Below are 11,809 nucleotides of genomic sequence, written 5' to 3' on the forward strand. Positions count from 1 at the left end.
CCATGACCGCCGATCCCATATGCCCGCTCTGCGATCGTCCGATTCCGCCGGATGTGCCGCAGAGCCTGCATCACCTGATTCCGAAGCTGAAAGGCGGCAAGGGCGGACCGGTCGTTCTGATGCATCATATCTGTCACCGCGAGATCCACGCGACGCTGAGCGAGGCCGACCTTGCGCGGCATTTCAACACGGCCGAGGCGCTGCGCACGCATCCGCAACTGGCACGTTTTGCGGCATGGGTGGCCAAACGGCCCCCAGGTTTCGCGTCGAAGAGTCCCGGCAAAAGGCGCATCCGCTAGACCGCCCGGCGGCGGCTTTCACGCCACAGCGTGAACAGTCCGGCACTGACCACGATCACCGCGCCGATCACGACGGCGACGCGGATATCTTCGCCGAACACCAGAACGCCGACGCTGGCGCCGAACACCAAGTGAAAATACGAAAACGGCTGCACGGCGCTGGCCTCGGCCGCCTCATAGACCTTGATCAGGCCAAAGTGGCCCAGCGCGCCCATGATGCACAGCAACGCCATCCACACCCAATCGCTGCCGATCATCGGCTGCCAATTCAGCAGACCGACCGGCGTGATGAAGATCGCCCCCACCACACCCGTCCAGAAGAACGAGGTTTCGGCCGTATCCCGCCGCGCGACATAGCGGTTCAGCAGCACGTAGACCGAGAACATCACCGCCGCCAGCAAGGGCAGAAGGGCCGCCGGGGTGAACACGCCGCTTCCCGGCTGCAACATCACCAGGATGCCGCAAAATCCCACCCCGATGGCCGCCCAGCGCCGCCAACCGACACGTTCGCCCAGTACCGGACCCGACAGCGCCGCAACGATCAGCGGATAGACGAAGAACGTCGCCAGCGCCTCGACCAGCCCCATGTAGACGAAGGCGCCCACCAGAATGCAGATCTCGGTGACAAGGATCAGGCCGCGCAATCCCTGCCAGAGCGGCTGAGACGTGAACGCCGCGGCACGCAGGCCACCGGCGCGCCGACTTGTGATCGCGATGCAGAAGGCCGCGAAAAACCAATAGCGGATCGTGACGATCATCAGGACGTTGTATTCCGCCGCCAGATGGCGCGAGATTCCGTCCTGCACCGCGAAGATGAACGAACTCGCCACCATGATCGCAATGCCGCGCCGCGTGTCGTTTCCCGTCATGGTGCCGCCTTTCGAAGAACTGCCCGTGTCATGTGTCGCTTGCGTCCATAGCCCGGCGTTCGCGTAACGTCGAACCCTGCGGCGGATAACCCCCGCCGCACATCACCGGCCGCCGTATAGGTGGCCGCGGTGCCGCCCGGCGCCGTATGGTCCGCCACCGCCTGCATCAGGGCGGGCGACCACAACTCGGGGTTACGGGCCGGCGCGAAGCCATCCAGGAACCACGCGTCGGCACATCCGCGCCACGCCGGCAACGTCGTGCGGGCATCGCCCGCAATCAGGGTGAAACGCAGGCCGTCCAGGTCATGGGTGCCGGCACCGCCGCTCCAGATCGGGGCAAGGTCGGTGACGATATCCGCCAGCGCGGGAAACAGCCCGTGGGCGGTGGCCAGATCGCTGCGCGACAGGGGGAAGGCTTCGAAGGTGGTGAAATGCAGCGTGCCCGAAATCCCTGCCGCACGCCAGGCCTGCACGCTGCACAACAGGTTCAGTCCGGTGCCGAACCCCAGTTCCGCAATGTGAAAGCCGTCGCAAAACCGCCCGGGCAGATCGTTTCCGGCAAGAAAGACATGGGCCGTCTCGGCCGCGCCATCGTCGAGCGAGAAATACGGATCGTCGAACCGGCGCGATACCGGAACCCCGTTCGCGCGCCATTCGACCGCAGGCTGCTGGTCTGCATCCGTCAAGTGTTCTAGCCTCTGGAAAATGCCTGCCACGTTCATGCATGGCGCGGCGGATCAGGGCAAGGGCGGGAACGATGTTTGACGTTACAGTGCGCGGCGCGGGCATCTTCGGGCTGTCGATCGCCTGGGTCTGCCTGCAACGCGGCGCGCGGGTGCGCGTGGTCGATCCGCATGGCGTGGCGGCCGGGGCGTCGGGGGGTCTTGTCGGCGCACTTGCGCCGCATACGCCGGAAAACTGGAACCCCAAGAAGGCGTTCCAGTTCGACGCATTGATGCGGGCGGGAACGTTCTGGGACGGGGTGCACGAGGCATCGGGCATCGATCCCGGCTATGCCAGGGCGGGACGGCTGCAACCGGTGCCCGACGATCGGGCGCTTGCCATGGCACGGACCCGCGCCACCAGCGCCCGCGATCTGTGGCAGGGCCATGCGACATGGCAGGTGGTGCGCGCCGACAGCGTTGGCGACTGGGCGCCGGTGTCGCCCACGGGCTGGCTGATCCATGACACGCTCAGCGCGCGGATCCATCCCCGCAAGGCCAGTGGCGCGCTGGCCGCCGCGTTGCGTGCGGGCGGGGCCGAAATCGCCACGGATGCATCGGACGCGGGGCGCGTGGTCTGGGCCAACGGTGTCGAAGGCCTGTATGCCCTGACACGGGATCTGAACCGGCCGATGGGCAACGGCGTGAAGGGACAGGCCGCGCTGCTGGACCACGACGCCCGCACGGCCGCACAATTGTTCGCCGACGGGTTGCACATCGTGCCCCACGCCGACGGCACCACCGCCATCGGATCGACCAGCGAACGCACCTATGACGCAGCAACAACCACGGATGCCCAACTGGATGATGTGATCGCCCGTGCGCTCGCCGCCTTTCCGGTGCTGGCCGGGGCGCGGGTTCTGGAACGCTGGGCCGGGGTGCGCCCCCGCGCGCCCAGCCGGGCGCCGATGCTGGGGCCATGGCCGGGGCGCGCGGGGCATTTCATTGCCAACGGCGGCTTCAAGATCGGCTTTGGCGTCGCGCCGGGGGTCGCAGACGTGATGGCCGACCTGATGCTGGACGGCATCGACCGGATCCCCGACGGCTTTCGCGTCGAGGACAACCTGCCCCGGTGAAACCCGGGCTGACGCCGCGCGCCACGCGGGCTGATCCGGCCATGAACCGACGACGCAAAAAAATACCTGCCGATCCTTCGATCGGCAGGTATATGTTCACAGGCCCGGCAACGACCGTGCCTTGCCGGTTTGGCGGCCGGTCAGTGCACGACCGCGTCTTCCGGCGGCACCCGGTTTGACGATGACACCCGGTCACCGACGATCAGGCCGTCGGGCCCCGCACTGACCACCACGGTCGCGCCATCCTGCACATCGCCGGCCAGAATCATCTCGGCCAGCTGATCCTGCAACGCACGCTGGATCACCCGCTTCAGCGGACGCGCACCGAACACCGGATCATAGCCTTCGTCGGCCAGCCACTGCTTGGCGCCCGCATCCAGATCCAGCGTGATCTTGCGACCCGCAAGCCGCTTTTGCAGCAGCCCGATCTGGATATCGACGATGCCGCCCATATCCTCGCGTCCCAGCCGGTCGAAGATGACCGTTTCGTCCAGACGGTTCAGGAACTCGGGGCGGAAGTGGGCCCGCACCGCATCCATCACGTCGCGCTTGGCCGTTGCGCTGTCGGCGCCTTCGGGCAGTTGGCTGAGCGCCTGCGACCCGAGGTTGGACGTCAGGATGATCAGCGTCTGCTTGAAGTCGACGCGATGCCCCTGACCATCGGTCAGCACACCGTCGTCCAGCACCTGCAACAGCACGTTGAAGACATCGGGGTGCGCCTTTTCGACCTCGTCGAACAGCACGACCTGATAGGGCCGACGCCGCACCGCTTCGGTCAGCACGCCGCCTTCGTCATATCCGACATAGCCCGGAGGGGCGCCGATCAGGCGTGCGACCGCGTGCTTTTCCATGAATTCGGACATGTCGATCCGCACCATGGCGCTGTCGTCATCGAACAGGTATTCGGCCAGGGCCTTGGTCAGTTCGGTCTTGCCGACGCCCGTCGGCCCGAGGAACAGGAAGCTGCCCAGCGGGCGCGCCTCGTCGTTCAGACCGGCACGGGCGCGACGTACGGCGTTGGCCACGGCCTTGACCGCCGTATGCTGGCCGATCACGCGCTGACCGATGGCCTCTTCCATGCGAAGCAGCTTGTCGCGTTCGCCTTCCAGCATCTTGGACATCGGGATACCGGTCCAGCGTTCGACGACGCTGGCGATCTGCTCGGGGCGCACGGCCTCTTCGACCATCACGTCCGAGTCGGAGTCCTCGATATCGCTCAACTGCCGTTCCAGACCGGGAATCACGCCGTAAGACAGCTCTCCGGCCTTCGCCAGATCGCCTTCACGCTTCGCGATATCCAGATCGGCACGGGCCCGGTCGAGCTTTTCCTTGATCCCCCGCGCGCCTTCCAGCTTGTCACGGTCGGCCTGCCATTGCGCCGTCATCTCGGCACTGCGCTCCTGCAACGCCGACAGGTCCTTCTCCAACGCTTCCAGCCGGTCCTTGGACGCCTGGTCGTCTTCCTTCTTCAGCGCCTCGGCCTCGATCTGCTTTTGCAGGATGTCGCGGTCCAGCGCATCCAGCGCCTCGGGCTTGGAATCCACCTCCATCCGCAGACGGCTGGCGGCTTCGTCCATAAGGTCGATCGCCTTGTCGGGCAGGAACCGGTCGGTGATATAGCGGTGCGACAGGGTCGCCGCGGCCACCAATGCGCTGTCGGAAATCCGGACACCGTGGTGCAGTTCGTATTTCTCCTTGATGCCGCGCAGGATCGAAATCGTATCCTCGACCGTCGGCTCGTCCACCATCACGGGTTGGAACCGCCGGGCAAGGGCCGCGTCCTTTTCGACATACTTGCGGTATTCATCCAGCGTGGTCGCGCCGACACAGTGCAACTCACCGCGCGCCAGTGACGGCTTGATCAGGTTGGCGGCGTCCATGGCGCCGTCGGATTTGCCGGCCCCCACAAGGGTATGCATCTCGTCGATGAACAGGATGATTTCGCCCGCGGCTTCCGTCACCTCGTTCAGCACGCCCTTCAGACGTTCCTCGAATTCGCCACGGTATTTCGCACCGGCGATCAGCGCCCCCATGTCCAGCGCCATCAGCTTCTTGTTGCGCAGGGATTCGGGCACGTCGCCGTTGACGATGCGCAGGGCCAGACCTTCGGCAATGGCGGTTTTACCCGTGCCGGGTTCACCGATCAGGACCGGGTTGTTCTTGGTCCGGCGCGACAGAACCTGCATCGCGCGACGGATTTCCTCGTCACGGCCGATGATCGGGTCGATCTTGCCTTCACGGGCGGCTTCGGTCAGGTCGCGCGCGTATTTCTTCAGCGCGTCATAGGCATTTTCGGCAGAAGCCGTGTCGGCCGTCCGCCCCTTGCGGATGTCGTTGATCGCACCGTTCAGCGTCTGCGCCGACACGCCGGCGCCGATCAGCGCCTCCTGCGCCTTCGACTTGACCATGCAAAGCGCCATCAGGATCCGTTCCACCGGAACGAAACTGTCGCCGCCCTTTTCGGCCAGCTTTTCGGCTTCGGCCAGAACCTTGCCGGTTTGCGCGTCCAGATAGGTCTGACCGGCATCGCCCGTCACCTTCGGCAGCTTGTCGACCGCCAGATCGACCGCCTGACGCACCTGTGCGGCATCGCCGCCAGACCGGGTGATCAGGTTGGCGGCCAGCCCCTGTTCATCGTCCATCAAGGCTTTGAGCATATGCTCGGGCGCAAGCCGCTGGTGGCTTTCGCGCATCGCGATCGTCTGGGCGGCCTGAATGAAACCGCGCGACCGCTCAGTGAACTTTTCAAGGTTCATGGTCGTCTCCTCATGGTTAAGCGCCTGTGCCTTGCCGTGCCCGCAGTGCGGCACACGGGCCCTGGCAGGCCTTGCCGAACTGAAATGGGAAGCCGCCGTGGCTGTGTCAAGACAGCAACAGGTGCGTTGCGCATCGACAACGGAAAGAACAATGGTGAAGCAGCCGGAACTGAAAATAACCGAGGTCGAGATCGACGGATTGGCCATCACGCACCACCCGCCGCACCACCATGCGCGGGTGCGATTCCGATACGGCCTGAGTGGCGCAACCGGGACGATGACAGCCAACCTCCTCTGCACCAGCACCTTGCCCGCCGACGCCCAGCCGGAACGTCTGCGGGCCGATCTGGTGAAGCATGGATTGGGACAGTTGCGCCGGATGCCCGAGATCTGGCTGGGGCGGGCGCGGATATCGATGGCATTGACGCCGGATGATCACGGCACGCCGGCCGCCTGATCGGCCCGCATGACGCGGAACTTATCCACAGGCATCGGCGTTCGGTCATCAACCAACTGAAAGTCCCACGCGCACAGGTAAGGGCAAGACAACATGATCGTTCTCGAATCCATCATCTCGCACGTTTCCCGCAATCGCGACTTCGGCATGATCGAAGCGCGCGTCACGCTGTTCGCGAAGACCCACAAGGGTCAGCCGCCGCATCCCGTGCGGATCCGCACCCATGTGCCGGCCCGCGGAAATGCACCGTTGCGCCAAAGGCTGGTGGCCGAGGCCACGCTTCTTGCGGCGTTCCTGCGGCGCGAGAAATATGACGGTCGCACGGCAAGAACCGCGGCCTGACACCGCTCTCCCTGTTGCACCGCGTGTCCGCAGGCGTAAAAGCCTGCGGACGCTTTCGTTCAGACCCGGGGGAGATGGGCAATGACTTCAGACGACCGTTTGATCGTGGCACTCGACGTGCCGAACGCAATTGCCGGCATGGAGTTGGTCGCCCAACTGGGGGATTCCGTGGGGTTCTACAAGATCGGGCTGGGCATGCTGACCGGCGGCGGCATGGGTCTGGCCATGGAGTTGATGGACGAACACGACAAGCGGATCTTTATGGATCTCAAGCTGTTCGACATCGGCGCCACCGTCGAAGCGGCAGTGCGCGGGTTGTCGCAGTTCAACCTGGATTTCCTGACCGTTCACGGCGACCCCCATGTCGTGCGCGCCGCCCGCAACGGGGCCGCGAACAGCCGCACCAAGATCCTTGCGGTAACGATCCTGACCTCGCTTGATCGTGGCGACCTCGATGCATCGCTGATGCGTGACGGTGCGGTGCCTGATCTGGTGGTCGATCGCGCCGCCCGCGCGCTCGAGGCGGGGGCAGATGGCGTGATCGCGTCCCCCCAAGAGGCTGCCGCCATCCGCGCCCTGCCCGAGGCGGAAGGCAGGCTGATCGTGACCCCCGGCGTCCGCCCCGCCGGAACCGCAAGCGACGATCAGAAACGCGTCGCAACGCCCGCCGAAGCCCTGCGCGCGGGCGCGGATCACGTGGTCATCGGGCGGCCCATCTGGCAAGCCGCCGACCCCCGCGCCGCCGCGCGCATGGTGGTTGAGGAGATGTCGCAGACCGCACCCTCCAACGCCTGACCCAATCGCGTGCAAGGGCGTTCGACGACATGTCCCGATATCGTCGAACGCCTCGAGGTGCCGAGGCGGTTCAGTCGTTGATGTCGTGGTCGTAGTATTTGATCTGACCGTGACGCACGCCGAAAAAGCGGCGCAACGCGATCCAGCCGACCAGCGACAGCACGGCGAAAAACAGCAGCGTCAAGGGCCACGACCCCGCCAACCACATCGCCATGGGTCCGCCGATCAGGAACACCAGCGCGACGATCCCGGCGCCGATGGCAAACCCCAGAAGCACAAAACCGGGCAGCAGAACCTCGGCGATGCCCAGAACGACCGCCGCAACCGCCCAGACCCACCAGTCAGACCAGGTCACGACCGCGCCCCGAACATCATCTTGAACGCATCGCGGAACGAATCGACCGCATCCGACGGCAGGATCACGGTCTGCGTGCCGTCCTTTTCCGAGATCCGGCCCAGCGCCTCGACCTGTTTCAACGCCACCTGGTATTGCGCCGCCTCCATCCCGTTGTCGCGAATCGCCTCGGCAACCACGCCCGTGGCATAGGCTTCGGCGTCAGCCTGGATGCGCCGCGCCTTGGACACCTGTTCGGCGGCATAAAGCTCGGCATCCGCGGCCAGTTCGACGGCGCGCTTCTTGCCTTCGGCCTCGGTCACATGGGCGCGGCGGGCGCGTTCGGCATTCAACTGCTGCAACATCGCCTCGCGGGTCGATTGGTCCAGGTTCACGTCCAGCAATTCGGCGCGCGTCACCTCGATGCCCCAGTCGTCGACGGCATATTCCACCTGGGTCTGGATCTTGCCGATCAGCTCGGCACGGTTGCTCTGCACCTCGTCCAGCTCCATCATCCCGATCTCGGCCCGCACGATCCCGGCGACCACCGTTGCAATCGCGGCATCGACATCGCGGATCCGATAGACCGTCTTTTCAGGTTCCAGGATGCGATAGAAGACCGATGTTTCCACCCGCACCAGAACGTTGTCGCGTGTGATCGCGTCCTGTTCGGCATTCGGCAACTGACGCTCCAGGATCGAAACCTTGTGCGCCACCTGGTCCAGAAACGGCACGATAAGGTTGATCCCCGGCCCCAGAACCGCCCGCAGCCGGCCCAGCCGTTCCACGACATACTTGTCCGATTGCGGCACGATCCGCACGCCCAACAGGACACAGACGATGATGAAGACGGCCAGCACGATCACGAAGATGTTGCTGCCCACGAAACCCAACAGGACTTCTTCCAAACGATATCCTCCGACCAATGCCACGCACGCTGGCCATCAGGATAAACTAGCCGGCGCCGGTTTCATCAAGGTAAATTCGCAACCGGGCCTGCAACGACGGCACGGCGTCCGAGAGGCGCAGAAACTGATCGACCCGCATCTGCCGCCAGCACTGGCCCTCGTTGCCGAGGCGGATGCGGTTCAGATCCAGATCGGGCAGGTCGGCCACGAAGAACCAGACCGGCCCGCGCTCGGGCCCATTCGTCTGGAATTCGCGCCGCCATCCGATCACGTCAGCCGAAAGACGCAGGCCCAACTCCTCGCGGGTTTCACGCAGGGCACATTCCTCGGGCGTCTCGTCGCCCTCGCGGCCACCGCCGGGCAGATCCCAGTGAGCCGGAAACAGGATATCAGGCTTGTTGTCGCGCAGGATCGTGATCAACTTGCCGTGCGACAGCAACACCAGCTTGGCGCCTGCAAAACTCTCTGTGGTCAAGGCTCCGCCCCCCGCGATAAAGTGGTGCGGCACCCAGTCCGCATGTTCCGACATGCGATCCGGTCGCATCGATACCATCGAAGGCCACGCCCATGCCCGCCCTCTGCCGCGACTGTCTTACCCCTTTCGAAACCAAAGGGCGATGCCCTGCCTGCGCCTCGCCGCGCACGCTGTCCCATCCCGAATTATGGGACCTTTCGATCGCCCACATGGATTGCGACGCCTTCTATGCCAGCGTCGAAAAGCGCGACAACCCGGCGATCCGCGACAAGCCGGTCATCATCGGCGGCGGCCGGCGGGGCGTCGTCTCGACCGCGTGCTACATCGCGCGAATCAAGGGCGTTCGTTCAGCCATGCCGATGTTCCAGGCGCTGAAGCTCTGCCCCGAAGCGGTGGTCGTGAAGGGACGAATGGACGTCTATGCCAAGGTGTCGCGGCAGATCCGCGCCCTGATGGATGAGCTGACACCCGTGGTCGAACCCCTCTCGCTGGACGAGGCGTTCATGGACCTCACCGGCACCGCCCGCCTGCACGGCGCCCCACCGGCCGTGGTCCTGGCCGGGCTGGTCCGGCGGATGCAGCGCGAGATCGGCATCACCGGATCGATCGGTCTGTCGCACAACAAGTTCCTGGCCAAGGTCGCGTCCGACCTGGACAAACCGCGCGGTTTCTCAGTGATCGGCGTCGCCGAGACACAAGATTTCCTGCGTGACAAACCGATCGGCCTGATCTGGGGAATCGGCGCCGTGTCCCAGAAATCGCTGGAGAACGCGGGCGTACGCACCTTCGCAGACCTGTTGCGCTGGGAACGGCGTGATCTCATCGCGCGCTTCGGCGCCATGGGAGAGCGGTTGTGGCACCTCGCCCGCGGCGAAGACCGGCGTCGCGTTTCCGCCCATGCGCCGGTCAAGGGCATCTCGAACGAGACGACATTCCACGAAGACACCGACGATCCCGACATCCTCGACGGGCATATCTGGCGCCTGGCCGAAAAGGTCAGCGCCCGCGCCAAGGCCAAGGGGATCGAGGGGCGCGTCGTCACCCTGAAACTCAAACGCGCCAACCACACCCTCCTCAGCCGCCGCGTGACGCTGCACGATCCGACCCAGACCGCCGACCGCATCTATCGCACGGCGCGCGAATTGTTCGGCACGACCCATGGCGAAGGCCCGTTCCGGCTGCTGGGTGTCGGGCTGTCCGATCTGGCGCCCCAGGGTGGCCCCGCCTCGGCCGACCTGCTCGATCCCGACGCCGCCCGACGCGAGAACGCCGAACGCGCCGCCGACGCGATCCGCGCCCGTTTCGGGGATCGCGCGATCCTCAAGGGGCGCGCCCTGCGTTGACACCCCAGCGCGCCGCCGCCAGGCGCCACGCAGGGCTTCTCATTGATCGAAATACTCGCGCCGCAGGCTCCGACGCCGCCGGTTACTCCGCCGCCAATGGCACATCCCGACGCCCGATCGCAGCCAGTCCCGCGACGATTCCGTCCATCGTGGCCTTGAATGCGGCGAAATCGGCACGCGGCGCAATCCGCGCCTCGTCCATGTAAAGCGCGCGATCGATCTCGACCTGGATCACGTGGCAATTCTGGGCCGGCCGGCCATAGGTCTGCGCGATATAGGCGCCCGCGAACGGCGTGTTCCGCGCCACCCGCAGACCCGCCGCGACAAAGGCGGCTTCGACGGCATCGACGATGTCGCCACTGGCGGAAGCACCGAACCGGTCGCCAAGCACCACGTCGGGACGACGCTGACCGGCAGGTGCCACCGCATCGATCGCCTCGTGGGGCATGGAATGGCAATCGATCAGTGTGACCGCACCGAATCGGCGGCGCGTGTCGTCAAGGATCCCGCGCAACGCCGCATGATACGGATGCCAGACGTTAGTCAGGCGTGCCTGTGCCTCGGCCAGCGAGATCTTGCCGCGATAGATCGCCTGCCCCCCGGCCACCACCCGCGGCACGACCCCCAACCCCGACGCGATACGCGGATTGTGCCCGCCACGGCGCACCCCCTCGATCAGCGCGGGATCCAGTTCCTCGGGTGCGCGGTTCAGATCCACGAAGGCACGCGGCGCGCGGGCAACCAGAAACGGCGCCCCGGCACCGGGTGCGGCATCGAACAGGCGGTCCACGAAGGCATCTTCCGATGACCGGATGCGCACCGCATCCAGCTGCGCACGCGCCAGCATCGAATCAGGATAATCGCACCCGGAATGCGGCGATGCAAAGACCGTCGATGTCGTCGGACAGCGCGGCAGGAACAATTGAAACGGCGATTTCGGCATCGCGATCCTCCTGCATCGGTTATAGGGCGAAAAAGAGTGATGCCAAAAGCCCTTGAACAGGGGCGCCGTTCCTTTTATAGACCGCGCACCGGCGTGGGTCAGACCCGCGCCCCTGCCGCTTAGTGGTGGGCCGGAAACGGGGCCATAGGGGTGATTAGCTCAGCGGTAGAGCACTTCGTTGACATCGAAGGGGTCACTGGTTCGATCCCAGTATCGCCCACCATTATTTCGATCCCGGGCCTCCGGGGAACTGCAACTGGCGCGTCAGCGCCGCGATATGAGGGATAGGACCATGAAAGTCCGCAACTCGCTCCGCTCGCTGAAGAACCGCCACCGGGATTGCCGTGTGGTGCGCCGCAAGGGTCGCGTCTATGTCATCAACAAGACCCAGCGCAAGTTCAAGGCTCGCCAGGGCTGAAACGCCCCGTCGAACGGATTGAAAACCGCCTGTTCCCTTGGGACAGGCGGTTTTTCATGTCTCGAGATCCGC

At 65.2% G+C, this 11,809-nt stretch carries 14 protein-coding genes and 1 tRNA gene; 8 read left to right on the plus strand and 7 right to left on the minus strand.

Going from position 1 to position 11,809, the window contains the following annotated elements:
- Positions 1–2 precede the first annotated feature (2 nt).
- Positions 3–299: an HNH endonuclease gene (locus CFP68_RS11515; RefSeq protein WP_099827064.1), complete on the plus strand. Its 297-nt coding sequence runs from the start codon at positions 3–5 to the stop codon at positions 297–299.
- Here CFP68_RS11515 and CFP68_RS11520 read toward each other — a convergent pair.
- A complete protein-coding gene (locus tag CFP68_RS11520) occupies positions 296–1,168 on the minus strand; it encodes a DMT family transporter (RefSeq protein WP_099827065.1) in 873 nt (290 codons plus the stop codon). The two genes, CFP68_RS11515 and CFP68_RS11520, sit on opposite strands and share 4 nt — an antisense overlap.
- A complete protein-coding gene (gene mnmC2, locus CFP68_RS11525; RefSeq protein WP_241524052.1) occupies positions 1,165–1,854 on the minus strand; it encodes a tRNA (5-methylaminomethyl-2-thiouridine)(34)-methyltransferase MnmC2 in 690 nt (229 codons plus the stop codon). The genes CFP68_RS11520 and mnmC2 overlap by 4 nt, the downstream gene beginning before the upstream one ends.
- Before the next feature lie 71 nt (positions 1,855–1,925).
- Here mnmC2 and CFP68_RS11530 point away from each other — a divergent pair, with 71 nt between their 5' ends.
- On the plus strand, positions 1,926–2,966 hold the full coding sequence (locus CFP68_RS11530) for an NAD(P)/FAD-dependent oxidoreductase (protein ID WP_099827067.1): 1,041 nt from the start codon (positions 1,926–1,928) through the stop codon (positions 2,964–2,966).
- A 140-nt stretch (positions 2,967–3,106) separates the two neighbouring features.
- On the opposite strand, the gene clpB is transcribed toward CFP68_RS11530, so the two are convergent.
- Positions 3,107–5,722, minus strand: coding sequence for an ATP-dependent chaperone ClpB (gene clpB, locus CFP68_RS11535; protein ID WP_099827068.1), 2,616 nt, complete (start codon positions 5,720–5,722; stop codon positions 3,107–3,109).
- A gap of 151 nt (positions 5,723–5,873) precedes the next feature.
- On the opposite strand from clpB, the gene CFP68_RS11540 reads away from it, so the two are divergent.
- The 3 genes from CFP68_RS11540 (at position 5,874) to pyrF (ending at position 7,316) form a co-directional block, all read left to right on the plus strand.
- Positions 5,874–6,179 carry a hypothetical protein gene (locus tag CFP68_RS11540; RefSeq protein WP_099827069.1) on the plus strand — a complete coding sequence of 102 codons (306 nt, stop codon included), beginning with the start codon at positions 5,874–5,876 and terminating at the stop codon, positions 6,177–6,179.
- 93 nt (positions 6,180–6,272) lie between these two features.
- On the plus strand, positions 6,273–6,521 hold the full coding sequence (locus CFP68_RS11545) for a hypothetical protein (RefSeq protein ID WP_099827070.1): 249 nt from the start codon (positions 6,273–6,275) through the stop codon (positions 6,519–6,521).
- An 81-nt stretch (positions 6,522–6,602) separates the two neighbouring features.
- Positions 6,603–7,316, plus strand: a complete 714-nt coding sequence (gene pyrF / locus CFP68_RS11550) for an orotidine-5'-phosphate decarboxylase (RefSeq protein WP_099827071.1) — start codon at positions 6,603–6,605, stop codon at positions 7,314–7,316.
- 70 nt (positions 7,317–7,386) lie between these two features.
- Here pyrF and CFP68_RS11555 read toward each other — a convergent pair whose 3' ends face one another.
- From CFP68_RS11555 to CFP68_RS11565, 3 genes are read right to left on the minus strand one after another with little or no spacing between them, the layout of a single operon-like run.
- Positions 7,387–7,671, minus strand: coding sequence for an NfeD family protein (locus CFP68_RS11555; RefSeq protein WP_099827072.1), 285 nt, complete (start codon positions 7,669–7,671; stop codon positions 7,387–7,389).
- Positions 7,668–8,558 carry an SPFH domain-containing protein gene (locus CFP68_RS11560; RefSeq protein ID WP_099827073.1) on the minus strand — a complete coding sequence of 297 codons (891 nt, stop codon included), beginning with the start codon at positions 8,556–8,558 and terminating at the stop codon, positions 7,668–7,670. The genes CFP68_RS11555 and CFP68_RS11560 overlap by 4 nt, the downstream gene beginning before the upstream one ends.
- Before the next feature lie 46 nt (positions 8,559–8,604).
- Positions 8,605–9,033 (minus strand): NUDIX hydrolase, encoded by a 429-nt coding sequence (locus tag CFP68_RS11565; RefSeq protein ID WP_241524053.1) that lies wholly within the window; start codon positions 9,031–9,033, stop codon positions 8,605–8,607.
- Positions 9,034–9,125: 92 nt separating this feature from the next.
- On the opposite strand from CFP68_RS11565, the gene CFP68_RS11570 reads away from it, so the two are divergent.
- Positions 9,126–10,376, plus strand: a complete 1,251-nt coding sequence (locus CFP68_RS11570) for a DNA polymerase IV (RefSeq protein WP_099827075.1) — start codon at positions 9,126–9,128, stop codon at positions 10,374–10,376.
- A gap of 82 nt (positions 10,377–10,458) precedes the next feature.
- Here the strand turns inward: CFP68_RS11570 and CFP68_RS11575 are convergent, their stop codons facing one another.
- Positions 10,459–11,319 carry an N-formylglutamate amidohydrolase gene (locus CFP68_RS11575; RefSeq protein ID WP_099827076.1) on the minus strand — a complete coding sequence of 287 codons (861 nt, stop codon included), beginning with the start codon at positions 11,317–11,319 and terminating at the stop codon, positions 10,459–10,461.
- A 148-nt stretch (positions 11,320–11,467) separates the two neighbouring features.
- Here CFP68_RS11575 and CFP68_RS11580 point away from each other — a divergent pair.
- Positions 11,468–11,542, plus strand: a tRNA-Val gene (locus CFP68_RS11580).
- A 69-nt stretch (positions 11,543–11,611) separates the two neighbouring features.
- Positions 11,612–11,737: a type B 50S ribosomal protein L36 gene (gene ykgO, locus CFP68_RS11585; protein WP_068338904.1), complete on the plus strand. Its 126-nt coding sequence runs from the start codon at positions 11,612–11,614 to the stop codon at positions 11,735–11,737.
- Positions 11,738–11,809 lie beyond the last annotated feature (72 nt).

This window comes from Oceaniglobus indicus (genome assembly GCF_002751875.1).
GTDB classification, from domain to species: domain Bacteria; phylum Pseudomonadota; class Alphaproteobacteria; order Rhodobacterales; family Rhodobacteraceae; genus Oceaniglobus; species Oceaniglobus indicus.